This is a genomic window from Novosphingobium olei (assembly GCF_012927405.1).
GTDB lineage: Bacteria > Pseudomonadota > Alphaproteobacteria > Sphingomonadales > Sphingomonadaceae > Novosphingobium > Novosphingobium olei.
The window spans coordinates 810,812-832,641 of the sequence record NZ_JABBGM010000001.1 but is presented as its reverse complement, the minus strand read 5'-3'; the positions used below and the strand labels follow the sequence as shown (position 1 = coordinate 832,641).

Genomic DNA, 21,830 nt, shown 5'->3' with positions numbered 1-21,830 from the left:
TGGTAGCGGAGGAGGGACTCGAACCCCCGACACGCGGATTATGATTCCGCTGCTCTAACCGACTGAGCTACTCCGCCCCGAAGTGCGCGTGTCACGGTGGATCTTGCGCGGGGTAGGCGGCGCACATAGGGGGCGCGGCGGGGCTGGTCAACCGGGTAAATGCGGCTTTGCCAGACCAATGCCAACGCAATGGCAGGCGCGCCCGATCAGCGCCGGCCGCGGAAGGTCCAGGCGCCGAGTTTCTCCCACGGGCCGCCGAGGTAGCGGTGCAGTTCGAGCCCGGCGAAGGCGAAGTCGCGCGGGTGGAATTGCGCGGCGAGCGCAGCCTGCAGCGTGCGCGCCTCGGCGGCGGTGACCTTGTTCTGCACGGTGACGTGGAGGCGCGGGGCGTGGCTGTCCTGCCCCGTCAACAGGCCGTGGAAGCGATCGGCGACCGCGTGGCGCACGTCGATCATCGCGGGGCTGGCGATGGCGAAGGCGGTGCCGCCGCCCAGGTTCATGATCTTTTCGAGCCGGGCGGGCGGTGGCGGCGTTTCGGCGCAGAGGCGGGAGAGGAGTTCGCGCGCCTCCTGCTCGACCATCGCCGGCAGCGCGTGGAACAGCGTGACGTGGGCGGCAAGGTGGTTGCGCTCTGGCGGGAAGTGTGCGCGGCGCAGGCCTTCGGCCCAGCCCTGCAGCGTGGCCGGCAGCGTGGCGGTGACGATCAGCGGGGCGCGCGCGGCGCTCTGCTCGGTCACCGCCCCGCCCTCGCCTCAACCGGCGCGGAGGGCTTCGAGGACCTTTTCGGGACTGGTTTCGCCATAGGGATCGTCGTCGGTCCCGTCGTCGTTGATGCCGGGCTCTTCAAACCAGGCGGTGACGCGGTTGTCATCGATGATCGCGGCATAGCGCCACGAGCGCAAGCCGAAGCCCAGATGGTCCTTGTCGATCAGCATGCCCATGCGGCGGGTGAAGTGGCCCGAACCATCGGGCAGGAGCTTGACCCGTTCGAGGCCGAGGTGCTTGCCCCACTGGTACATGACGAACGCATCGTTGACCGCGATGCAGTAGACTTCATCCGCCCCGGCGGCGCGCAGATCGTCGTAGAGCCGTTCGAACGCGGGGCATTGTTCGTTGCTGCAGGTAGGCGTGAACGCGCCCGGCAGCGAGAACAGCACGACCTTCTTGCCGGCAAAGGCATCGCGCACGTTCAGATCCTGCCAGCGGAACGGGTTGTCGCCGCCGATGCTTTCGTCGCGCACGCGGGTCTTGAGGACGACGTCGGGGATGGGCTTTTCGATCATGGCGGACCTCTGCGGGGGAAATCGGGGAAGACGGTTGCCCCCCAAACGCCGCACGGCGCGATCGGTGCCGCGAGGACCTTGCGATCCGGGTCGGTCAGAGTTCGCCGCGCGCGCGGCGGATGGCGAACCACTTGGCGACGTTGGCGTTGTGCTGCTGCAACGTGTCGGCAAAGACGTGGCCGCCGGTGCCGTCGGCCACCATGTAGAGCGCCTTGGTCTGCGCCGGATGCAGCACCGCTTCGATCGAATCGCGGCCGGGATTGGTGATCGGGCCTTCGGGCAGGCCGGTCATCGTGTAGGTGTTGTAGCCGTTGACCGCCTGGATCTCCGACTGGCGGATGCGGCGGCCCAGCGGCTTGCCCTTGGTGATCGGGTAGATGATCGTGGGATCGGCCTGCAGCAGCATGCCGGTGCGCAGGCGGTTGGAATAGAGCCCGGCGACCATCTTGCGCTCCGATGGCTTGCCGGTCTCCTTCTCGACGATCGAGGCGAGGATCAGCGCTTCGCGCGGGGTCTTGGCAACGGTGTCCTTCGCCCTGCCCGCCCAGAGTTCGGTCAAGGTGCGGTCCATCGCCTTCTGCATCCGCGCGAGAACGGCGGCGCGGGGTTCGCCGCGCTGGAAATCGTAGCTGTCGGGCAGGATCGACCCTTCGGCGATATCGCCCACCGGCCCCGTCAGCAGCGGCTGGGCGAGCAGGCGTTCGCGCACCATGATCGAAGGCATGCCTTCGGGCACGGTGACGAGGCGCTGTGTGACGCCTTCCTGGCCCTGCAGGATGCGCAGCACCAGCGATCCGCTGGCGCCGGCGGGGATGGTGAATTCGCCCGCCTTGATCGGCTCCTTGCCGCCCAGCAGGCGCGCTCGGGCGCGGAACGTGGCGGCCGAGGCGACCACGCCTTCGCGCTCAAGCTGAGGCGCGACGCTGCCGAGCGAGGCGCCGGCGGGAACCACGAACGCGGTTTCCTTGCCCAGCGGCCCAGGGCCGTACCAGCCATAGAAGAAGTGCACGAGCCAGCCCGCGCCGACGAGCGCCACGGCAAGAGCGATGATCGCGAGCTTGCCGGGACGCTTCTTCACGCGCGCTCTCCTGTTCGTGCGGCGGGCCAAGCGGCCGCTCAGATCGCCTTGACGATGACGCTGGCGTTGGTGCCGCCGAAGCCGAACGAGTTGTTCAGCGCGGCGCGCACAGTGCGCTTCTTGGCGACCAGCGGCACCAGATCGACGCCTTCGGTGCCTTCGTCCGGATTGTGCAGGTTGAGCGTGGGCGGCACGATCTGATCGCGGATGGCGAGGATGCAGAAGATCGTTTCGACCGCGCCGGCACCGCCGAGCAGGTGGCCGATGGCCGACTTGGTGCTGCTCATCGAAGCGCCCGACAGGTCATCGCCGAGCACGCGCTTGACCGCGGCGAGCTCGATCGTGTCGGCCATGGTCGAGGTGCCATGGGCGTTGACGTAATCGATGTCGCCCGCATTCAGGCCGGCCTTGCGCAGCGCCATGCGCATCGCGAGTTCGGCGCCCTTGCCTTCCGGGTGCGGCGCGGTGACGTGGTAGGCATCGCCCGACAGGCCATAGCCGACGACTTCGGCGTAGATCTTCGCGCCGCGCGCCTTGGCGTGCTCATATTCCTCGAGCACGACGACGCCCGCGCCTTCGCCCATGACGAAGCCATCACGGTCCTTGTCATAGGGGCGGCTGGCTTCGGTCGGGCGGTCGTTGAAGCTGCAGTTGAGCGCGCGCGCCTGGGCAAACCCGGCAACGCCCAGCGGGTTGATGGTGCTTTCCGCACCGCCCGCCAGCATCACGTCCGCATCGCCGTCCTTGATCATGCGCGCGGCATCGCCGATCGAGTGGGCGCCGGTGGAGCAGGCGGTGACGACCGCGTGGTTGGGGCCCATCAGGCCGTACTTGATCGACACCTGGCCCGAGATCAGGTTGATCAGGCGGCCGTGGACGAAGTGGGGGCTGACGCGGCCCGGACCCTTTTCGTGCAGCACGATCGATTCGGATTCGATGCCCGGCAGGCCGCCGATGCCCGAACCGATCGAGCAGCCGGTGCGCATCTTGAGGTCATCGTCCATGTCGACGAGGCCTGCGTCTTCGAGCGCCTGTCCCGCCGCGTCGATGCCGTAGACGATGAACGGATCGACCTGGCGCTGGATCTTGTGATCGACGCGCTTGCCGGCATCGAAGCCATATTCGTGATCGGCCGGCTTCACTTCGCAGGCGATCAGGCACTTCTGCCCCGTCGTATCGAACCGTGTGATCGGCCCTGCGCCCGACTTGCCCGCGAGCAGGTTGGCCCAAACGGTCTCCACATCCGCGCCGAGCGGAGTGACAAGGCCAAGACCGGTTACGACGACACGACGCATATTGTGCTCCGAAACGACTTTGGAGGTTCAGGTAAGCCGAAGCGATCAAAGGGCAAGACGTAAAGCCCCGTGCATTCAATCGCTTCTGGTCCCGACGGGCGCATTGCCCCAGAAAGACCAACAGGCCCAACCCGTCCGGGCTGAGCCTGTCGAAGCCCCGTCCTGCGCCTGATCAACCTTGTGGCGACCGCGGCGCGGGACAGCCCTTCGACAAGCGCAGGGCGACGGGGATTATCGGCGGAAAGCCGGGCGATCAGCCCTTGTTTTCGTCGATGTACTTGATCGCGTCCGAGACGGTGGCGATCTTCTCGGCCGCATCGTCCGGGATTTCGACGCCGAATTCTTCCTCGAACGCCATGACCAGCTCGACGATGTCGAGCGAGTCGGCACCCAGGTCGTCGATGAAGCTGGCATCTTCGGTGACCTTCTCGGCCTCGACGCCCAGGTGCTCGACGACGATCTTCTTAACGCGGTCGGCGGTATCGCTCATTATTATGCCCCTTTGAGGAACTGGGTTGGGTATCTCGATCAGAAATCGCCCTAATGTCCCCTAACGGCGCTGGCAAGCGGGAAGGCTGTCATTCCACAGCCGCGCGCGGCAGGCGGCAGTGTCCGGGGCCTGGATCGACGGCGGCGTCGGCAGCCTGCCACCGGCTGCGCAGGCTTTCAAATCAGCAACATCGCAACAGTGCGCGCGGCCAAAAGAAACGGGGTTGCGCCGTGTGGATGACCGGCGCAACCCCGCAAGGCACAGTGTTGTTTATCGGTCAGTTATCGCTGGCGATCACGCAGCGGCTGCCCTGCGCCGCCGCTCCAGCGCAACGGCGCCGAGAACGAGGAGCATCAGTGCAAGCGGCAGGGTGCCCCCGTTGATCTCGGGCGCGCCGAACGAAACGTTATCGAGCGCGAAGTGGTTGCCGCTTCCAAAATAACCGGCGCTGACCCCGCCCGACGACGTGAACACTGCGTCGCTGAGCCCGGCCCAGTCGAAGATGACATGGAGCGGGCTGAGCGTGTCTACCACGAAGCTCTTGTAGTAGGTATCGGTACCATTGACCTTGCCGACGACATCGATCGTCAGGCCATTGTTCCAGGCCGCCGTGAAGTAGCCATCCTTCAGGGTGAAGCTTGATCCGCCGGCATGAATGGCCGCGGGATTGCCGAACGCGTTGAACGCGACGTTGCGGCCGCTCACCAGGCCATTGGTGTAACCATTGGTGCCCTGCGTTCCATAATTCACTGCATCAAGGGCGTAGAAGTTGTCCCAATCGACGCCGTTGTAGCCGTTGGGAATCTGGGCGTAGTAGCCACCGCTCGAAACGGTGTCGAAGTCAGGCACCTGCACGGGTTCCGCTGCGTGGGCGGTAGTGCCGATGGCCATTGCTGCCATGGCGGCAATGACAGGTTTGACGGAGCGATGAATTAATTGAGTTATTTTCATAGGTCGTTACCCCCGGTCCCAATTGACCATTGAAATATAGACAAAAAAATCCAAACGACTCCAAGTCTGTGCTTGGTTTCATCAACGACCGGGGATAACGTTATATTTACCGCTTGAGAGGCTTTATAATCGTTTGGACTATCGCTCTTCTTCTATCAAGTTCGGATAGATAAAAAATCAGCAATGTCGGTAACTTGGCAACAATTCGCCACGCACCGTTTTTCGCAAATCGGATAATTACTGCCGGCCTACTCCGATCTGCGGGAAAGTCTGGCCGGTCCTGATCGCTGCTATTGAGCGATGGCACCATTGGCCGAACCGGCATCCCCTGCGCCGCGCCGGCGGCGGTCGAGCGCCGCGACACCCAGGACAAGCAGCAACACCGCAAGCGGCAACTTGCCGCCATCGATTTCGGGCGCGCCGACACTGGGAATGCCGCAGGATGAGCATTGCGGCGTGGCTTGATCGTCGCCGGTTCCGATGAGCACCGCTCCCAGGCCAAGAAACGCCGCTGCGATCGGCAACTTCATGTCGAGCATGCGCGATGCGTGCAGCGAGACATTGTCCATGGTGAATTGCGGACCGGATCCACCGTATCCAGCATTGGTTCCGCCGAAGGAATCGAACGTCAGTCCCGACAGGTTCTTCCAGCCTGAAAAGTCCTGATAGACGGGTCCTGATGTATTGACGACAATATCGCGCGAATAAGCATCGAGGCCATTGACCTGTCCCGTGACGTGAATGGTCAAGCCATCGTTCCATGCAGCTCCAAACCAGCCGCTCTTGATGGCAAAGCGGCTGTTCTGCGCCTTGATCGAAGCCTTCTCACCATTGACGTTCGAGGCGACGTCATCGCCCGATACCACGCCGTTGTGGTACCCGCCCGGAACTTGCCCGCGTCGATCGATTACAGAAAAGTTATTCCAGACCAGATCACGATAGCCGTTGGGAATGGCGGTGTTCGAAGGGAGATCATCGAATGTGGAAGTCATCACCGCTTTGGCGAACACCGGTACATTTGTGACGATTGCCGTAGCCAAGAACAGCGTAGAAACCCGGGTCACACCGCCAAATAAACGAAATACCTTCATAGCAAGTGCAACCCTCAGGAATCGCTGCCCGTCACTCAGCCAACAACCCGACTCCGTGAGGATTGATCCTAATCGATATTAATTTATTTTATTAAGACTTTTTAAATCCTTAAACCTATTGGCTAGCATTCTAACTATAGTTCTAGCCTGTTTGTACTACGGCACTTAACGAACCTATCTGGCTCGTCTTTTCCCGCATAAGGATAGTTACGTATACGGTTGCGCCAGCCTCGGGTGCGGGTTCTGCACCGACGATTTCGCCGGTCGCAATGTTTGCATCCGACGATTGGCGCGGCGCGATCGAGACACGCTGGGACACGCTAAAGACGCGCAGCGGCACGCGGTCGCGACCCTTTATGGCCGCGACCGCGTGCGCATCCGGCGATGCGATTTAGAAACCACGGCCGTACAACCGGGCGCCTTGATGCGCGCCCGGTCGCCTTCGGCTCAGCCCTTGGGCTGTTCGACCGCGCGCAGGCTCAGTTCGCGCAGCTGCTTGGGCTCCGCTGGCGTGGGTGCGCCCATCAGCAGGTCTTCGGCGCGCTGGTTCATCGGGAACAGCGAGATTTCGCGCAGGTTCTGCACGCCGCAGATCAGCATGACGATGCGATCGACGCCCGCCGCCATGCCACCGTGCGGCGGGGCGCCGTACTGGAAAGCGCGGTAGAGGCCGCCGAAGCGCTCCTCGACATCGGCCTTGGTCAGTCCGACGATCTCGAATGCCTTGACCATCGTCTCGGGGCTCTGGTTGCGGATCGAGCCCGAGGCGATCTCGTAGCCGTTGCAGACGAGGTCGTACTGGAACGCCTTGATCGTCAGCGGGTCCTGATTGGTCAGCGCGTCCATCCCGCCCTGCGGCATCGAAAACGGGTTGTGGCTGAATTCGACCTTCTTGTTGTCTTCATCCCATTCGTAGAACGGGAAGTCGACGATCCAGCACAGCTCGAAGCGGTCCTTGTCAATCAGGCCGAGCTGTTCGCCCACGCGGGTGCGCGCCGCGCCCGCGAGCTTGGCGGCCTGTTCTTCCTTTCCGGCGGCGAAGAAGCAGCCGTCGTCCGGCCCGAGGCCGAGCGAGTCATAGAGCGCGGCCATGCGGTCCTCGCCGTGGTTCTTGGCGATCGGACCGCCGAACACGCCGCCCTTGCGGGTGACATAGCCGAGCCCGGCATGCCCTTCGGCGCGGGCCCAGTCGTTCATTTCGTCGAAGAACTTGCGGCTCTTGTCGGCGGTGTTCGGCGCCGGGATCAGGCGGACCTTGCCGCCCGAACCGACGATCTTCTCGAACAGGCCGAAGCCGGACTGGGTGAATTCGCCCGTCACATCGTGGATGATCAGCGGGTTGCGCAGGTCCGGCTTGTCCGAGCCGTACTTGAGCATCGCTTCGTCGTAAGGGATGCGCGGAAAGCTGCCGGTGGGCGTGACCGAGCGGACCTTGCCATCGCGCGCGGCAAAGGCTTCGAACACGCCGCCGATCACCGGCTCCATCGTTTCCCAGACTTCTTCCTGGGTGACGAAGCTCATTTCGAGGTCGAGCTGGTAGAATTCGCCCGGCAGGCGATCGGCGCGCGGGTCTTCGTCGCGGAAGCACGGCGCGATCTGGAAGTAGCGGTCGAACCCTGCCACCATCAGCAGCTGCTTGTACTGCTGCGGCGCCTGGGGAAGCGCGTAGAACTTGCCCGGGTGGATGCGGCTGGGCACGAGGAAGTCGCGCGCGCCTTCGGGGCTGGACGCAGTGAGGATCGGCGTCGAATATTCGGTGAAGCCTGCATCCTCCATGCGGCGGCGCATGTCGCGGATCACCTTGGTGCGGGTGACGATGTTGGCGTGCAGCGTTTCGCGGCGCAGATCGAGGAAGCGATAGCGCAGGCGGATATCCTCGGGATATTCCTGCTCACCCGCCACCGGCAGGGGCAGTTCCTCGGCGGCCGAGATCACGGTGGCAGCGCGGGCGAACACCTCGATCTCGCCGGTCGACAGGTTCGGGTTGATCGTCGCCTCGTTGCGCGCCTTCACATCGCCTTCGATGGTGACGACGCTTTCGACGCGGACGCCTTCGAGGATGGCGAGCGCGGGGCTGTCGCTGTCGGCAACGATCTGGGTGATGCCGTAATGATCGCGCAAGTCGACGAACAGCACGCCGCCATGGTCACGCTTGCGGTGCACCCAGCCCGAAAGGCGGACGCTCTGTCCGACGTCACCGCGCACCAGTGCGCCGCAGGTGTGGGAACGATAAGGGTGCATCGAAACTCTTTCCAATCGCCCTGCAATCGGGCAGGGACAAGGGGCTGATATATGGGCGCGGCCAAGAGGCGATGGCCGCAGATTTGTCAAGCCGAAGGCCCCGGACGGGGCCACCACGAAAGGGCCGCACCGAACCGTCGGGACGCCCCAATACAGAAAAGAACGATGAAGATACACCCGCTGATCACCACGAGCGATGCGCTTGCCGAACTGTGCGAGCGACTGGCCAAGGCCAACTTCGTCACCGTCGATACCGAGTTCATGCGCGAGAACACCTACTTCCCCGAGCTCTGCCTGGTGCAGATCGCGGACGAGAACGAGGCGGCCGCGATCGACCCGATGGCGCCGGGGATCGACCTGACCCCGCTGCTGGACCTGCTGGTCGACAATGAAGACGTGCTGAAGGTCTTCCACGCAGGGGGGCAGGACGTGGAGATCATCTACAACCTGACCGGCAAGACCCCGCACCCGATCTTCGACACCCAGATCGCGATGATGGCGATCAGCCAGAGCGAGCAGATCGGCTATTCCAACCTGGTCGAAAGCTGGCTCGGCTTTTCCATCGACAAGGGCGCGCGCTTCACCGACTGGGCGCGCCGCCCGCTGACCGAACGCCAGATCGAATACGCGATCGGCGATGTCACCCACCTGTCCAAGATCTTCCCCAAGATGCTGCGCCGCCTGATCAAGACCGGCCGCGGCGAATGGCTCGATATCGAGATGGAGAAGCTGGCGGACCCGGAAAACTACCGCAGCGATCCCGACACGGTTTGGCAGAAGATCCGCGCGCCGAGCCGCAATCCGGCGGTGCTGGGCCGGTTGAAGGCGCTCGCCGCCTGGCGCGAGGCCGAGGCGATGGACAAGAACATCCCGCGCGGCCGCATCATGCGCGATGAAACGCTGGCCGACATCGCCAGCCATCCACCGCGCGAACAGGCTGAACTCGCCAAGGTTCGCGGCCTTTCGAGCGGGTGGAAGGACAATGACATCGGCCGCCGCCTGATGCATTGCCTGGCCGATGCCAAGCCGCTGACCGAAGCCGAAATGCCGCCGCGCACCCCGCGCGGCGCGCCGCTGGGCAAGGAAGGCGCGCTGGTGGCGGACCTGCTCAAGCTGCTGCTCAAGATCCGCAGCCGCGAGATCGACATCGCCGCCCGCCTGCTGGCGCGCAGCGATGATCTGGAGCTGCTCGCCGCCGGGCAGCGCAAGAACCTGCCCATCCTGGAAGGCTGGCGCTTCGAACAGTTCGGCCGTGATGCGCTCGAACTGGTCGAAGGCAAGCTCGCCTTCGCGGTGGTGAAGGGCAAGCTCAAGATGGCGCACATCGACAAGATCGCGGGCGATCGCGAGGATCCGGCCATCGTGGTCGACGATGCAGATGCGGGCGCCCCCGTTGCGGTTGCCGAGGACACCCCGGAAGAGACGACCGCGCAAGACTGATGAGCACCTACCTCCCCACGTTGAAGCAGCTGCAGTACCTTGTGGCGCTGCACGAACACGGCCACTTCGGCCGCGCCGCCGATTCCTGCTTCGTTTCGCAGTCGACGCTGTCGGCCGGGCTGCGTGAACTGGAATCGCTGCTCGGGGTGACGCTGGTGGAGCGCACGCGCCGCGTGGTGCGCTTCACGCCGCTGGGCAACCAGGTGGTGAGCAAGGCGCATCGCCTGCTGCGCGAGGCGGAGGAATTGTCCGAACTGGTCCAGAGCCACGGCGCGCCGCTGGCGGGTGAATTGCGGATGAGCGTGATCCCGACGATCGCGCCGTTCCTGCTGCCGCGCATCCTGCCGCGCCTGCGCAAGGAACGCCCGCAGCTCAAGCTGTTCCTGCGCGAGGAGCCGAGCGCGGCGGCGATCGAATCGCTGCATCACGGGCGCGCCGACTGCGTGCTGCTCGCCCTGCCCTTCGCCACCGGCGAGGTAGAGGTGGAGCCGCTGTTCGACGACCGCCTGTTCGTGGCCTTTCCCAAGGACGATCCGCGCGATCCGCCCGAGGTGGTGAGCCCCTCCGTCATCGACGAGAACCGGCTGCTGCTGCTCGAGGACGGACACTGCCTGAAGGAACACGCGCTTGCCGCGTGCAACCGCCCGGAATTGCGGGCCAGCGCAACGATGATCGGCACGAGCCTGCACACGCTGGTGCAGATGGTCGACAATGGCCTGGGTCTGACCATGCTGCCCGAGATGGCGCTTGAGGCGGGTATCCTGCACGATACGCAGATCGTCGCCCGCCCGTTGAAGGCCGATCACGCCTATCGCGAGATCGCGCTCGTCTGGCGCAAGAATTCGCCCCGCAGCGAGGAATTCCGCCTGCTGGCCCAGGAACTGCGCGCGGGCTGAGTCCCCCTACGCAATACTACGTAAACCTGCCGCACGGGCGGCTCATTCCGCCTGCGCTATCGATCCGGCCATGACCATCGTCGACAAGTCGCTGTTCCGCCCCACCCCGGTGCTGCGCCCGCGCCGCCGCAAGATGCTCGCACCCGTGGTGCTGACGTTCGAGGACGGTACGACCTGCAGCGTGGTGGTCGAAAACGTCTCGGCGAGCGGCGTTCAGGCGAGCTGCGCGCAAGGGGCGCCGGCCGTCGGCACGCAAGTGCGGATCGCCCTCCCCGAAATCGCCGACCTGTGGGGCGTGGTCCGCTGGATCGAGGACACGCGGTTCGGGATCGAGGTCGATGCCCGTGGCGCCGCCCGCGAGAAGGCGGCAGAAAAGCCGGCGGCGCCATCGCAACCGTTCAAGCTGCGCGGCTGACCGCGGTTCAGTCCATGTGCTTGAGCCCGACGCGCAGGTAATCCCACCCGGTGATCACGGTCAGCGCGGCGGCCGCCCACAGCGTCGTCAGCCCCACCGTGTGCGGCACGTTCACCGCCAGGCCGCCCACCGTCATCATCCAGCCCGGCAGGGCATGGCCAAGGATCAACGCGCCGAGCGAAACGAGCTGGAACGTGGTCTTCCACTTGGCGAGCTTCGACACCGGGACCGACACCTGGATCCCGCCGAGAAATTCGCGCAGGCCCGAAACGGCGATTTCACGTACCAGGATCACCAGACCGGCGATGACGTGCATATCGCCCACGTAGGGTCCGCGCAGCACGCCTTGCGCCGACAGGACGAGGATCACGGCGGCGACCATGATCTTGTCGGCGATCGGATCGAGGAACACGCCCAGCTTGCTCACCGTCCCCTGCGCGCGCGCGAGGTAGCCATCGAAGTAATCGGTGATGCCCATCAGGCAGTAGATCGCGAAGCCGAGGCCGTAACCCAGCGCCCAATCCGGCCACCACAGCAGCGCCGCCAGCAGCGGCACCGCGACGATGCGCGAAAGCGTCAGCAGGTTGGGCAGGCTGAGCATGGTGCGCGGTCGCGACGGGGCACGGGGAGAGGCTTGGGACATGAGACCGGCCTTAACCCCGCTGCGTTGCGGTTGAAAGCATCAGATGCCTCTTGCCCATGCCTGCCATCGGGTTATGGGTCTGCGCGCTAAACGGGATGGTGACAAGACGCGAATGACGACATCGACGCACCTCGTTCGCCAGCGGCGCTTTCTTCCCCTGTTCGTCACCCAGTTGCTCGGCGCGTTCAACGACAACCTCTACAAGAACGCGATGGTGCTGTACGTCGTCTATTCGATCTACAGCAGCGAAGCGGCCGAAGCGCGCTTCTCGGCCATTGCATCGGGGCTGTTCATCCTGCCCTTCTTCCTGCTTTCGGCGCTGGCCGGCCAGCTTGCCGACATGCGCGACAAGGCGAAGATCATCCGCTTGGTGAAGGCGTGCGAAATCGGCATCATGCTGGTTGGCGGCAGCGGCCTGTTCCTTGCCTGGCAGGGCATCGGCGTGCAGACGTTCGCCATTCCGCTGATGCTGCTGGCGCTGCTGGCGATGGGCGTCCATTCCACCTTCTTCGGCCCGATCAAGTACGCGATCCTGCCCCAGCACCTTCACGGTGACGAAGTGCTGGCGGGCACCGGGCTGGTCGAAGCGGGGACCTATATCGCGATCCTGGCCGGGACGATCCTGGCCGGCTGGATCCCGGTGGAGATTGCCGCGGCGGGCGTAGTCCTCACCGCGATCGTCGGCTGGTTCGCCGGGCGGCAGGTGCCCCCTGCCCCGCCGCAGGTCGAAGGACAGCCGCTCGATTTCCACGTGATCCGCTCGTCCGTGGCACTGGTGCGGATGACCATGCGCCATCCGCGCGTGTTCCTGGCCATCGCCGCGATCAGCTTCTTCTGGACCGTGGGCGCGGTGCTGTTCATCCAGTTCCCGCCGCTCGCCAAGAACGTGCTGGGAGCCAGCAAGGAAGTCGCCAGCCTGTTCTTGGTGGTGTTCTCGATCGGCATCGCGATCGGCTCGGTCTCGATCAATGCGCTGCTCAAGGGCACCGTTTCGGCCAAGTATTCACCGGCGAGCGTGATCGCCATGGGCCTCTTTGTCGTCGCCTTCCACTTCGTCTGCCGCAGCTGGATCGAACCTGCCGGCGGCAAGCTGATGGACGTGCCGACGTTCGTGGCACACCCGCATGCGCTGCCGCTGCTCGCCTGCCTGCTGGGCATCGCGATTGCCGGCGGCATGTTCGTGGTGCCGCTCTATGCGTTCCTGACCACGGTGGTCGACAAGTCGGAAACCGCGCGCACCATCGCTGCCAACAACATCGTCAATTCAGGCGCGATGGTGGTGGGATCGGTTATAGCCGTGGGCCTGAGCGCGGCCGGGGTGGCGCTGGTCGACCAGCTGCTGCTGGGCGCCGGCATGTGCCTGATCTCGGCCTGGCTCGGCTGGCTGCTCTATCGTGCCGAACGCGCGCACATGGGCGAGATCGAACACCTGACCGAATGATACCTGTGGCGCGCTGCTGCACCGGGCAGCACGATCAGGAAATGAACACCATCACCGCCAGGAAGCACGCGCAGTAGGCCAGCAGGAAGTCCTTCACATCCTGCAGCGTCAGCTTGCGCCCCTCGACATCCTGCGACCGCAGCTCCGCCTTGCGCATCGCGGCGATCACCTCGGGCTCGAACACCGGCAGGCGCGAAAGCACGTGGGCGGGCAGGGTGCGGCGGAACGGATGTCCGGCAAGCTCGGGATTGAGGGCGCGGGATCGGGTCATGGCGCAAGGTTAACGCCGTATTTACGATTTGGTATCCGCCTCCCCACAAAAAATTCCCCAGTCCCCGCGCGGCACAGATTGCAGTTCTCGCCGGATCGGATGGGAAAGGCGCAGACGCGAAAAGGGGCCGCCCCTTGCAGGACGGCCCCCGATCGTTGCCTCAGAATGGGCGGTCAGGTCAGATGTCGTCGCCCAGCGCGCCCTTGACCTTGCCAGAGACATTCTGCGCATCGCCCTTGAGCTTCTGCGCCGCGCCTTCGGCCTTCAGGCGGTCGTTGCCAGTCACGTCACCGGCAGCCTCCTTGGCCGCACCGGCGATCTTGTTGCCCGCAGCCTTGGCGCGATCGGTCAGTTCACCCATGTTCTAACTCCTTGCGTTACCGGCGAATTTGCTCTGCGCCGGTTCGCAGGGAATACGATCGAACCGGTCAGACGGTTCCGCCGGCCATGTCGATCAAAAGAGCCCATTCCGGAGGCCGCACCGCTGAAACCGACAGCCGCGACAGCCGCAGCAGTTCCATTTCGGCAAGCTCCGGCGTGTCCTTGATCGTCTTGAGCGTGACCGGATGGGCAAGCTTCACCACCGGCTTCACCTTGACCGCGGCCCACTTGCCTTCGGGGTCGGTCGGATCGGTCAGTCCGCCCTGGCTGATCGTGGCGATGCCGACGATCTCCTTGCCGATGTTCGAATGGTAGAAGAACGCAAGGTCGCCCACCTGCATCGTGCGCAGGTTGCGCGCAGCGAGGTGGTTGCGCACGCCATCCCAGGTCCCCTCGCCCTCGGCCACGAGATCGTCCCAGCTGTACACGTCGGGTTCGGACTTCATCAGCCACAGCTGCTTGCCGGAAATGTCCGGCCCCTTGATTTTGGTCATGAATCCCCCGTCGAATCCGGCTAAGCCCGTGCCCCTTACGCCAAGACGCGCCAACAGGAAAACCATGTCCCTAAAGACCCTTCCGGTCCTCTCGCTCGCCAGTGATCCCGCCGAACTTTCCCGCGATATCGGCGAAAGCTTCCACACCTTCGGCTTCGCCATGGTCAAGGATCACGGCCTCGACCCCGCGCTCGTCCAGCGCGCCTGGGATCTGACCGAAACCTTCTTCGCCCTGCCCGATGCCGAAAAGCGCAGCTATTTCATCGCCGGCCAGGGCGGCGCACGCGGCTATACCCCGTTCAAGACCGAGATCGCCAAGGGCGCCAAGCTCCACGATCTGAAGGAATTCTGGCACGTGGGCCGCGATCTGCCGGCCGATCACCCGCTCGCCGGCGCATCGATGCCGCCGAACATCTGGCCCGAGCGGCCGGAGGGCTTTCGCGAAACGTTCGAACAGCTCTACGCCGCGCTCGATCGCGTGGGCGCCACGATCCTGTCGCGCATCGCGGTCTGGCTCGGGCTCGATGCCCACTGGTTCGATGGCCCGATCGCGGACGGCAATTCGGTGCTGCGCCTGCTGCACTATCCGCCCGTGCCCGATGCCGAGGAAGGCGCGATCCGCGCCGGCGCCCACGAGGATATCAACCTCATCACGCTGCTGCTCGGCGCGCACGAAGCGGGCCTGCAACTGCTGACCAAGCAGGGCGAATGGATCGACGTCGCCCCGCCCGAAGGCGCGCTGGTGGTCAACATCGGCGACATGCTGCAGCGGCTGACCAACCACGCGCTGCCTTCGACCACGCACCGCGTGCGCAACCCGGTGGGCGAGCGCGCCGCGCACAGCCGCTATTCGATGCCGTTCTTCCTGCACCTGCGCAGCGATTTCCGCTTCGAAACGCTGCCCGGTTGCATCAGCGCGGACAATCCCGACCGCTATCCCGTCTCGATCAGCGCCGACGATTACCTGCAGGAACGCCTGCGCGAGATCGGCCTGAAGAAGTAGGTCAGAACCGGGGCTTGCGGCGTTCGCGGAAGGCGGCAAGCCCCTCGGCGAAGGCGGCGCCGCCGAAGCCAGCGTCGAACGCGGCGTCGTGCGCCGGATCGTGGCCTGCGGTGTCGCGGGCGCTATCGCCCAGCGTCGCCTTCAGCGCGGCGATGCTGGCGGGCGCATTGGCGGCGATCTGTGCGGCCAAGGCGCGTGCCGCCGCGAGCGCATCGCTTTCGACCTGTTCGACCAGGCCAATGCGCGCAGCCTCTGCCGCATCGATTCGCCCCGCGCCGAACAGCAGGCGCGCCGCCTGCCCGCGCCCGACGAGCGCGACGAGGCGGTTCACATCCTCCTGCGGGTAGGAAATGCCCAGCTTGGCAGGCGTGATCGCGAAAACAGCGGATGGCGCGGCGATGCGGATATCGCAGGCCAGCGCCAGCGCAACTCCGCCGCCGAAGCAATCGCCCTCGACCACCGCGATCGTTGCCAGCGGCAGCGTCTGGAGCGGGTCCATCGCCGCGCGCATCGCGGCGCGGAACTCTGGCCGCAGTTCGGGCTCGTTGGCCAGGCGGCCGATCTCGCGCAAGTCCGAGCCGGAGCAGAAGCTGCCCGCCACGGCCGAGCGCAAGACGATGACCCGCGCGCCCTGCGCATGGGCCGCAGCCGCCGCGTCGGCAATCGCGCGCCAGTCGTCGAGCCCCAGCGCATTGCGCGTGCCCGCACGATCGAGCACGATTTCAGCGACATGGCCGGCGATGTTGCAATCGATCATGAATTTGCTCCCCCGGATGGGTGCGTGGTGCAGCGCGGGGAGAAAAGCGGGAAATGGTGGAGCCTAGCGGGATCGAACCGCTGACCTCCTGCATGCCATGCAGGCGCTCTCCCAGCTGAGCTAAGGCCCCACATTTCCGGTGTTTCGCCCTGGGAAGGCGAACCGTCCGCGGCGTCTGTATCGCCGGGAGCCGCGCCTCTAAGGGAGGCCCGGACGGCTGGCAAGACCATTTTTTCGTGCCAGCCGATTTTTTTGCCGCGGCCTTCGCAACCCTGCAAAAGCCGCGGCCAAAGCGCTCAGGCTTCGTCGTCCTCGCCATCGTGGCCGGCGACGCCCAGATCGTCGTCGCCGCCGAGGTCGACGTCGTTGTCGGGCGAATCGCCGTCTTCGTCGATGTCGAGATCCTCATCCGCCAGATCGACGTCGGGATCGGCGACAACCTTCTCCTTCTGAATTTCTTCGTAGGGAATCGGCTGCTTCGACTTGAGCACCGGCTCGGGGTTCCAGGCGTACTTGCACTCGACGCAGGTGACCGGATCGTCCTTGCCGAGGTCGTAGAAGCGGGTGCCGCACTTCGGACAGCTGTGCTTGGCGCCCCATTCAGGCTTGACCATGAAAATTCCTCAAGTCTTGCCCCGGGCGACAGAAATGGGCCCGGGCCGCAGATACCAGTGCTTGATGGTCCCGCCTTGCCGCGAAATCAAGGATGCCGAAATCGGGTGTGACGGGGAATCAAGAGCGGCGCGCGCCTTGCCATAGCGGCGCGGCGCTGTCAAAAGCCGCGCGCTTTTCCCCTGTCCCCGCTCTCTGCCCCGCTGTTTGCCCAGCGCCAGCCCGGAAAGACGTTTCAGAAGTGTCGTCCCACGATCCCGCGCAGATGCGCCCCCGCCGCTTTGCCGCCCTTGGCCCCCTGACCGGCCGCATCCGCGTGCCGGGCGACAAGTCGATCAGCCACCGCTCGATCATGCTCGGTGCGCTTGCCGTGGGCGAAACCACCGTCACCGGCCTGCTCGAAGGCGAAGACGTGCTGTCCACCGCCGCCGCGATGCGCGCGATGGGCGCCACGATAGAACGCGATGCAGGCGGCACGTGGCGCGTCCACGGTGTCGGCGTCGGTGGGCTGCTTCAGCCGCAGGCTGCGCTCGACATGGGCAACTCGGGCACCTCGACCCGCCTGCTGATGGGTCTTGTCGCCAGCCATCCGATCACCGCCACGTTCATCGGCGATGCCAGTCTGTCGAAGCGCCCGATGGGCCGGGTGATCGATCCGCTTTCGCAAATCGGCGCCAGCTTCACCGCCGCACCGGGCGGTCGCCTGCCGCTGACGCTGCAGGGCGTGCAGCCGGCGATCCCGATCAGCTATCGCCTGCCCGTCGCGTCTGCCCAGGTGAAGAGCGCGGTTCTGCTCGCCGGGCTCAACACCGCAGGCATCACCACGGTGATCGAGCCGGTGCCGACCCGCGACCATTCCGAACGCATGCTGCGCGGCTTTGGCGCGCACCTCGATGTAGACGTCGAAGCCGACGGCACGCGGATCATCCGCCTGACCGGCGAGGCCGAATTGAAGCCGCAGTCGATCGAAGTGCCGGGCGATCCGTCTTCCGCCGCGTTCTTCGCCGTCGCCGCGCTGATCGTGCCCGGTTCCGACCTGGTGATCGAAAACGTCGGGCTCAACCCCACCCGCGCCGCGCTGTTCGACGTGCTGCGCCTGATGGGCGGCTCGATCGAGGAGCTGAACCGCCGCGACGTCGGCGGCGAGCCGGTGGCAGACTTGCGCGTGCGCGCCTCGGTCCTGACCGGGATCGAGGTCGATCCCGCGGTCGTGCCGAGCATGGTCGATGAATTTCCGATCCTGTTCGTGGCCGCCGCGCTCGCGCAGGGCCGCACCGTGACCCGGGGCCTGGAAGAACTTCGCGTCAAGGAAAGCGACCGCATCGCGGTGATGCGCGCGGCGCTCGAACAAGCGGGCGCGCGAGTAACCGAGACCGAGGACGGCCTGATCATCGACGGCACGGGCGGCGAACCGTTGCGCGGCGCCAATAACGCCTCCGTCGCCACCCACCTCGACCACCGCATTGCGATGAGCATGGCGGTGGCAGGGCTTGCCAGCCACGGCGGCGTCGAAGTCGACGACACGCGACCCATCGCCACCAGCTTCCCGGTGTTCGAAAGCCTGCTCGCCACCGCGACCGGTACCGCTGCATGATCATCGCGGTCGATGGTCCCACCGCATCGGGCAAGGGCACGATCGCCAAGGCGCTCGCCGCGCACTTCGGCCTGCCCCACCTCGATACCGGCCTGCTGTACCGTGCGGTCGGGCGGCAGGTGTTCCTGGATGGTGGCAACCCGGATGACGGCGGCGATGCCCTTGCCGCGACAAGCTTTCCCGAAGCCCTGCTGTCCGATCCTGAGCTGCGCTCGGAAGTCACCGGCGGGCTCGCCAGCCGCGTCTCGGTCCACCCATCGGTGCGCGCCGCGCTGCTCGAACGCCAGCAGGCCTTTGCCGGGCAGCCCGGTGGCGCCGTGCTCGACGGGCGAGACATCGCGACGGTGATCGCCCCCCATGCCGATGCCAAGCTGTTCGTCACGGCCAGCGTGGCAGCCCGCGCGCAGCGCCGCTGGCTGGAAATGAAAAGTCGCGGCGAAGACGTCGCGCGCGAAGCGATCGAGGCAGACCTTGCCGCGCGTGACGAACGCGACCGCAACCGTGCGGAAGCCCCGCTGCGCCAGGCCGAAGGCGCCGAATTGCTCGACACCTCCGCCCTGCCGCCGCAAGCCGCCATCGCCGCCGCGATCGCGCTGGTCGAAAAGCAGCTCGCCGCGCGGCGCTAGGCCGTCAGGGCCGCTCGCGCGCGGCCAGCACGCCCTTGATCACCAGCGCGAAGGCGGCGACCATCGCGAAGGACAGCACGATCAGCAGCGTGGTGACGAAGCTTTCCTGCCAGGCGGGGCCGCTATGGCCGGCCGCGGTGATCGGCATCGTCTGACCGCCCACGCCCCAGATCCCGGCGAGCAGGGTCGCCAGCCAGTTGGCAAGCGAGCCGAACGCCAGCAGCACGAACGTAGCCCGCGCCTGCCCCACGGGCAGGCGCACTCGGCTCCATCCCGCGGCAAGCGCGAGGATCAGCGTTCCATTCATCAGCCCTTCCAGATGGGCGACCAGCCCCATGCGCGGATTGGCGAACGATCCCGAGACGAACCCGGTCAGCAGCCCCAGCATGACGAGAACGGCGCCCAGCACCATCAGGCGCTGTGCCATGCGGTCCGAACCTGCATCCATCGATTTCCCCCTTATCCCTTTCCCGGCGCAAGACTGGTCGGGTTGGTTGCTTTCGGCAAGCGGGCACTTGCGTAAGAACCCTTAGCCGCCGCGCACCCCCTGAAAGGGTCCTGTGCGATCCCGTTCTTCCAGTCCGTAGTTAACGCGAACGTGGAGACGGACCATGTTTCTCGATTTGAGCAACGAAGCGCAGAACGTCGATGCCGCCAGCCTGCGCCGCGTGGAACGCATCGGTTTCGAACTTCCGGTGCGGTGCAAGCACGGCGTGGTAAGGTCAACGGTCATGCTTAAGGATCTCACCCCCTATGGCGCCCGCATCGATGGGCTGGACAAGCAGCGCATCGGCGAACCGCTGACGCTGTTCATCCCCGGCCTTCATGCCAAGACCGCCTATGTCGTGTGGTCGGAGCCGATGTCCTCAGGCCTGGAATTCGATCACCCGCTGCACCAGTCGGTGTTCGAAACGCTGGTGAGCGATTTTGCCATCGGCCACCATCGCAAGGCCGCGCGCCGCCCCGTGCGCCGCGCCGCCTGAGCGGTCATCCAACGGTTCCGGAGGCACCTGCCACCGCAGGAAAGCTTGCCGTTTGGGCCGAAAAGGGCCAATGAGCGAGCCAATGACGGGATCGCAGCTTTCGGACCAGCAAGGGCGCGCTGGCGCGCGTGCAAGCGGTGCATCGGGCCGGATGCACCACGTCGATGCGGCGCGGGCGCTGTTCCTTTTGCTCGGCATTCCCTTCCACGTCGGCATGATCGCGGTGTTCAACCGCGCGCCGGCGGTCCCCGGCTTCAAGCAGGCGGGCGCGATCGTCTTTTCGCTGACGTTCATCCACGCCTTCCGCATGTTCGCCTTCTTCATGCTGTCGGGCTACTTCGCCGCGATGGTGCGTGAAAAGCGGGGCAAGCGCCCGTGGCTGGAAGACCGGTTGACCCGGCTCGGCTTCCCGCTTGTCGGCAGCCTGTTCACGCTGGGCGTGCTGCAGCACTTCTTCCACCAGGAACTGCTGGGCGAAACGCCCGGCGGCATCCACGGCCTGCCGCTCGCCTTCGATCACCTGTGGTTCCTGTGCGTGCTGCTCGCCTTCGTCGGCACGTTCTACCTCGTTCCGGTGGATCGACTGCCCGCCGCCGGCAGCCGCTGGGGCAAGGCGATCGGCGATGCGCTGTGCCTTTCCGGCAAGGGCTGGCTCTCGTTCCTTGTCCTGCTCGCGCTGTGGAGCCTCGGCCAGGGCGCGCTCGAAGATGTCCTGCCCCGCCAGCGCGCGTTCGAGATCGACCTGCTGTGGCAGTACCTGATGCACGCCCCGGCCTTTGCCATCGGCGTGCTCGCCTTCCGATTGCGCGTGGGCGAACGACTGTTCGACCTGCCGGGCAGCCGCCTGCCGCTCCTCGCCGCCGCGCTCTTTCCGCTCTACCTCATGCTCGCCCCGCTGATGCGCCCGGTGCTGGGCCTGTCGCGCGGGCTTTCGGCGGAATGGAACTTCATCGGCAACCTGATCGAATTGCCCACCGCGCTGGTGCTCTCGCTGGTCGCGCTGCGGCTGCTCGCACGCGTGGCGGACCGGCCGAGCCGCACCGTCAGCTTCCTCGTCGATGGCGCGATGGCGATCTACCTGTTCCACATGATCTTCGTGATCGCCACGGTCGCGTGGCTGCCGCACCTGCCGCTGATTCCGGAAATCCAGTGGCTGGCAGGCTCGGCGCTCGTCCTCCTGCTCTCGCTTGCGGCGTTCCTTGCCGTGCGCGGCAATGCCCTGCTTGCGCTGATCTATTGCGGCAAGCCGATCGCCCCGCGCGAACCAGCCGCCGCGCCCGCCTGAGCCGGGTCCGGGCATCCGGCCATCCTGGTATCCGGGTATCCGGCAGGGGTTGCATTGGCGGCAAAAACCGCTAAGGGCCACCGCTTCCCATGAAAGGCACCACGCCTGCAGGGGGGAATCGAAGAAAGCCGGAGGGGCCCCGCAATCCCGCGGACAAGCCAGCGATCGGTTAGAATGATAAAGGACGCGAAAGCATGCCGCTTTACGAGCATGTGTTTCTGGCGCGCCAGGATCTGAGCCAGGCTCAGGTCGATGCGCTTGCCGCCACCGCCACCGAGATCGTCGAGAGCAACAACGGCAAGGTCACCAAGACCGAAACCTGGGGCCTCCGTTCGCTGGCCTACAAGATTCAGAAGAACCGCAAGGCACACTTCGTGATGCTGAACATCGACGCGCCGGGCGACACCATCGCCGAGCTGGAGCGTCAGACCCAGATCAACGAAGACGTGATCCGCTACATGACCGTCCGCGTCGACGAACATGAAGCCGGCCCGTCGGTGATGATGCGCAAGAACGACCGCGAGCGCACCCGCCGCCGCGAACGCGAAGGGGAATAAGAC

The 21,830-nt window shown here is 65.5% G+C and carries 25 protein-coding genes and 2 tRNA genes; 10 read left to right on the top strand and 17 right to left on the bottom strand.

Annotated elements, in window-relative coordinates:
* The 9 genes from HHL27_RS04020 to aspS all read right to left on the bottom strand — a co-directional run bounded on the left by HHL27_RS04020 (position 1) and on the right by aspS (position 8,429).
* Positions 1 to 77 (bottom strand) — tRNA-Met (locus tag HHL27_RS04020).
* Between the two features lie 129 nt (positions 78 to 206).
* Positions 207 to 737, bottom strand: coding sequence for a 2'-5' RNA ligase family protein (locus HHL27_RS04015; RefSeq protein WP_169492038.1), 531 nt, complete (start codon positions 735 to 737; stop codon positions 207 to 209).
* A 15-nt stretch (positions 738 to 752) separates the two neighbouring features.
* Positions 753 to 1,283 carry a peroxiredoxin gene (locus HHL27_RS04010; protein ID WP_169492037.1) on the bottom strand — a complete coding sequence of 177 codons (531 nt, stop codon included), beginning with the start codon at positions 1,281 to 1,283 and terminating at the stop codon, positions 753 to 755.
* A 94-nt stretch (positions 1,284 to 1,377) separates the two neighbouring features.
* Entirely contained in the window at positions 1,378 to 2,361 is a 984-nt protein-coding gene (mltG, locus tag HHL27_RS04005; RefSeq protein ID WP_169492036.1) for an endolytic transglycosylase MltG, read from the bottom strand.
* Between the two features lie 38 nt (positions 2,362 to 2,399).
* A complete protein-coding gene (fabF, locus tag HHL27_RS04000; protein WP_169492035.1) occupies positions 2,400 to 3,656 on the bottom strand; it encodes a beta-ketoacyl-ACP synthase II in 1,257 nt (418 codons plus the stop codon).
* A gap of 253 nt (positions 3,657 to 3,909) precedes the next feature.
* Positions 3,910 to 4,146, bottom strand: a complete 237-nt coding sequence (locus tag HHL27_RS03995) for an acyl carrier protein (protein WP_169492034.1) — start codon at positions 4,144 to 4,146, stop codon at positions 3,910 to 3,912.
* 294 nt (positions 4,147 to 4,440) lie between these two features.
* On the bottom strand, positions 4,441 to 4,995 hold the full coding sequence (locus tag HHL27_RS03990) for a hypothetical protein (protein WP_206069335.1): 555 nt from the start codon (positions 4,993 to 4,995) through the stop codon (positions 4,441 to 4,443).
* Between the two features lie 392 nt (positions 4,996 to 5,387).
* The gene (locus tag HHL27_RS03985) at positions 5,388 to 6,188 is read right to left on the bottom strand and encodes a hypothetical protein (protein WP_169492032.1); all 801 of its coding nucleotides are present in this window, start codon (positions 6,186 to 6,188) and stop codon (positions 5,388 to 5,390) included.
* 447 nt (positions 6,189 to 6,635) lie between these two features.
* Entirely contained in the window at positions 6,636 to 8,429 is a 1,794-nt protein-coding gene (aspS, locus tag HHL27_RS03980) for an aspartate--tRNA ligase (protein WP_169492031.1), read from the bottom strand.
* A 165-nt stretch (positions 8,430 to 8,594) separates the two neighbouring features.
* On the opposite strand from aspS, the gene rnd reads away from it, so the two are divergent.
* The 3 genes from rnd (at position 8,595) to HHL27_RS03965 (ending at position 11,180) form a co-directional block, all read left to right on the top strand.
* On the top strand, positions 8,595 to 9,869 hold the full coding sequence (gene rnd / locus HHL27_RS03975; protein WP_169492030.1) for a ribonuclease D: 1,275 nt from the start codon (positions 8,595 to 8,597) through the stop codon (positions 9,867 to 9,869).
* A complete protein-coding gene (locus HHL27_RS03970) occupies positions 9,869 to 10,765 on the top strand; it encodes a hydrogen peroxide-inducible genes activator (RefSeq protein ID WP_169492029.1) in 897 nt (298 codons plus the stop codon). Before rnd ends, HHL27_RS03970 begins: the two co-directional genes overlap by 1 nt.
* A 70-nt stretch (positions 10,766 to 10,835) precedes the next feature.
* The gene (locus HHL27_RS03965) at positions 10,836 to 11,180 is read left to right on the top strand and encodes a PilZ domain-containing protein (protein ID WP_169492028.1); all 345 of its coding nucleotides are present in this window, start codon (positions 10,836 to 10,838) and stop codon (positions 11,178 to 11,180) included.
* A gap of 7 nt (positions 11,181 to 11,187) precedes the next feature.
* On the opposite strand, the gene pgsA is transcribed toward HHL27_RS03965, so the two are convergent.
* Positions 11,188 to 11,781, bottom strand: a complete 594-nt coding sequence (pgsA, locus tag HHL27_RS03960) for a CDP-diacylglycerol--glycerol-3-phosphate 3-phosphatidyltransferase (RefSeq protein ID WP_169492124.1) — start codon at positions 11,779 to 11,781, stop codon at positions 11,188 to 11,190.
* A gap of 154 nt (positions 11,782 to 11,935) precedes the next feature.
* On the opposite strand from pgsA, the gene HHL27_RS03955 reads away from it, so the two are divergent.
* Positions 11,936 to 13,264, top strand: a complete 1,329-nt coding sequence (locus HHL27_RS03955) for an MFS transporter (protein ID WP_169492027.1) — start codon at positions 11,936 to 11,938, stop codon at positions 13,262 to 13,264.
* A 34-nt stretch (positions 13,265 to 13,298) separates the two neighbouring features.
* Here HHL27_RS03955 and HHL27_RS03950 read toward each other — a convergent pair whose 3' ends face one another.
* The 3 genes from HHL27_RS03950 to HHL27_RS03940 form a co-directional block, all read right to left on the bottom strand.
* Positions 13,299 to 13,535 carry a hypothetical protein gene (locus tag HHL27_RS03950; RefSeq protein ID WP_169492026.1) on the bottom strand — a complete coding sequence of 79 codons (237 nt, stop codon included), beginning with the start codon at positions 13,533 to 13,535 and terminating at the stop codon, positions 13,299 to 13,301.
* A gap of 178 nt (positions 13,536 to 13,713) precedes the next feature.
* On the bottom strand, positions 13,714 to 13,896 hold the full coding sequence (locus HHL27_RS03945) for a CsbD family protein (RefSeq protein ID WP_169492025.1): 183 nt from the start codon (positions 13,894 to 13,896) through the stop codon (positions 13,714 to 13,716).
* Between the two features lie 67 nt (positions 13,897 to 13,963).
* Entirely contained in the window at positions 13,964 to 14,410 is a 447-nt protein-coding gene (locus tag HHL27_RS03940; protein WP_169492024.1) for an EVE domain-containing protein, read from the bottom strand.
* A 64-nt stretch (positions 14,411 to 14,474) separates the two neighbouring features.
* On the opposite strand from HHL27_RS03940, the gene HHL27_RS03935 reads away from it, so the two are divergent.
* Positions 14,475 to 15,413, top strand: coding sequence for an isopenicillin N synthase family dioxygenase (locus tag HHL27_RS03935; RefSeq protein WP_169492023.1), 939 nt, complete (start codon positions 14,475 to 14,477; stop codon positions 15,411 to 15,413).
* Position 15,414: 1 nt separating this feature from the next.
* On the opposite strand, the gene HHL27_RS03930 is transcribed toward HHL27_RS03935, so the two are convergent.
* From HHL27_RS03930 to HHL27_RS03920, 3 genes are all read right to left on the bottom strand, one after another.
* Complete coding sequence (locus HHL27_RS03930; protein WP_169492022.1) at positions 15,415 to 16,170, bottom strand: enoyl-CoA hydratase/isomerase family protein; 756 nt, start codon at positions 16,168 to 16,170, stop codon at positions 15,415 to 15,417.
* 54 nt (positions 16,171 to 16,224) lie between these two features.
* Positions 16,225 to 16,300, bottom strand: a tRNA-Ala gene (locus HHL27_RS03925).
* Positions 16,301 to 16,466: 166 nt separating this feature from the next.
* The gene (locus tag HHL27_RS03920; RefSeq protein ID WP_169492021.1) at positions 16,467 to 16,784 is read right to left on the bottom strand and encodes an FYDLN acid domain-containing protein; all 318 of its coding nucleotides are present in this window, start codon (positions 16,782 to 16,784) and stop codon (positions 16,467 to 16,469) included.
* Between the two features lie 263 nt (positions 16,785 to 17,047).
* Between HHL27_RS03920 and aroA the strand changes: the two genes are divergently transcribed.
* Both aroA and HHL27_RS03910 read left to right on the top strand, forming a co-directional pair.
* Positions 17,048 to 18,376, top strand: a complete 1,329-nt coding sequence (gene aroA / locus HHL27_RS03915) for a 3-phosphoshikimate 1-carboxyvinyltransferase (protein WP_169492123.1) — start codon at positions 17,048 to 17,050, stop codon at positions 18,374 to 18,376.
* Positions 18,373 to 19,002 (top strand): (d)CMP kinase, encoded by a 630-nt coding sequence (locus tag HHL27_RS03910; RefSeq protein ID WP_169492020.1) that lies wholly within the window; start codon positions 18,373 to 18,375, stop codon positions 19,000 to 19,002. The genes aroA and HHL27_RS03910 overlap by 4 nt, the downstream gene beginning before the upstream one ends.
* 4 nt (positions 19,003 to 19,006) lie before the next feature.
* Here HHL27_RS03910 and HHL27_RS03905 read toward each other — a convergent pair whose 3' ends face one another.
* Entirely contained in the window at positions 19,007 to 19,450 is a 444-nt protein-coding gene (locus tag HHL27_RS03905; protein ID WP_169492019.1) for a hydrogenase, read from the bottom strand.
* 163 nt (positions 19,451 to 19,613) lie between these two features.
* On the opposite strand from HHL27_RS03905, the gene HHL27_RS03900 reads away from it, so the two are divergent.
* The 3 genes from HHL27_RS03900 (at position 19,614) to rpsF (ending at position 21,827) form a co-directional block, all read left to right on the top strand.
* Positions 19,614 to 19,985, top strand: coding sequence for a hypothetical protein (locus HHL27_RS03900; protein ID WP_169492018.1), 372 nt, complete (start codon positions 19,614 to 19,616; stop codon positions 19,983 to 19,985).
* Positions 19,986 to 20,067: 82 nt separating this feature from the next.
* Entirely contained in the window at positions 20,068 to 21,270 is a 1,203-nt protein-coding gene (locus tag HHL27_RS03895; RefSeq protein WP_169492017.1) for an acyltransferase family protein, read from the top strand.
* Positions 21,271 to 21,464: 194 nt separating this feature from the next.
* Positions 21,465 to 21,827 (top strand): 30S ribosomal protein S6, encoded by a 363-nt coding sequence (gene rpsF, locus HHL27_RS03890; protein WP_169492016.1) that lies wholly within the window; start codon positions 21,465 to 21,467, stop codon positions 21,825 to 21,827.
* Positions 21,828 to 21,830 lie beyond the last annotated feature (3 nt).

Coding starts and splice junctions, on each gene's coding strand:
- HHL27_RS03920 (WP_169492021.1), bottom strand. CDS start 16,784: ATGGTCAAGCCTGAATGGGGCGCCAAGCACAGCTGTCCGAAGTGCGGC.
- HHL27_RS03945 (WP_169492025.1), bottom strand. CDS start 13,896: ATGGGTGAACTGACCGATCGCGCCAAGGCTGCGGGCAACAAGATCGCC.
- HHL27_RS03940 (WP_169492024.1), bottom strand. CDS start 14,410: ATGACCAAAATCAAGGGGCCGGACATTTCCGGCAAGCAGCTGTGGCTG.
- aroA (WP_169492123.1), top strand. CDS start 17,048: ATGCGCCCCCGCCGCTTTGCCGCCCTTGGCCCCCTGACCGGCCGCATC.
- rnd (WP_169492030.1), top strand. CDS start 8,595: ATGAAGATACACCCGCTGATCACCACGAGCGATGCGCTTGCCGAACTG.
- HHL27_RS03985 (WP_169492032.1), bottom strand. CDS start 6,188: ATGAAGGTATTTCGTTTATTTGGCGGTGTGACCCGGGTTTCTACGCTG.
- HHL27_RS03970 (WP_169492029.1), top strand. CDS start 9,869: ATGAGCACCTACCTCCCCACGTTGAAGCAGCTGCAGTACCTTGTGGCG.
- HHL27_RS03900 (WP_169492018.1), top strand. CDS start 19,614: ATGTTTCTCGATTTGAGCAACGAAGCGCAGAACGTCGATGCCGCCAGC.
- rpsF (WP_169492016.1), top strand. CDS start 21,465: ATGCCGCTTTACGAGCATGTGTTTCTGGCGCGCCAGGATCTGAGCCAG.
- HHL27_RS04010 (WP_169492037.1), bottom strand. CDS start 1,283: ATGATCGAAAAGCCCATCCCCGACGTCGTCCTCAAGACCCGCGTGCGC.
- aspS (WP_169492031.1), bottom strand. CDS start 8,429: ATGCACCCTTATCGTTCCCACACCTGCGGCGCACTGGTGCGCGGTGAC.
- HHL27_RS03905 (WP_169492019.1), bottom strand. CDS start 19,450: ATGGATGCAGGTTCGGACCGCATGGCACAGCGCCTGATGGTGCTGGGC.
- HHL27_RS03935 (WP_169492023.1), top strand. CDS start 14,475: ATGTCCCTAAAGACCCTTCCGGTCCTCTCGCTCGCCAGTGATCCCGCC.
- HHL27_RS03930 (WP_169492022.1), bottom strand. CDS start 16,170: ATGATCGATTGCAACATCGCCGGCCATGTCGCTGAAATCGTGCTCGAT.
- fabF (WP_169492035.1), bottom strand. CDS start 3,656: ATGCGTCGTGTCGTCGTAACCGGTCTTGGCCTTGTCACTCCGCTCGGC.
- HHL27_RS03955 (WP_169492027.1), top strand. CDS start 11,936: ATGACGACATCGACGCACCTCGTTCGCCAGCGGCGCTTTCTTCCCCTG.
- pgsA (WP_169492124.1), bottom strand. CDS start 11,781: ATGCTCAGCCTGCCCAACCTGCTGACGCTTTCGCGCATCGTCGCGGTG.
- HHL27_RS03910 (WP_169492020.1), top strand. CDS start 18,373: ATGATCATCGCGGTCGATGGTCCCACCGCATCGGGCAAGGGCACGATC.
- HHL27_RS03995 (WP_169492034.1), bottom strand. CDS start 4,146: ATGAGCGATACCGCCGACCGCGTTAAGAAGATCGTCGTCGAGCACCTG.
- HHL27_RS03965 (WP_169492028.1), top strand. CDS start 10,836: ATGACCATCGTCGACAAGTCGCTGTTCCGCCCCACCCCGGTGCTGCGC.
- HHL27_RS03895 (WP_169492017.1), top strand. CDS start 20,068: ATGACGGGATCGCAGCTTTCGGACCAGCAAGGGCGCGCTGGCGCGCGT.
- HHL27_RS03950 (WP_169492026.1), bottom strand. CDS start 13,535: ATGACCCGATCCCGCGCCCTCAATCCCGAGCTTGCCGGACATCCGTTC.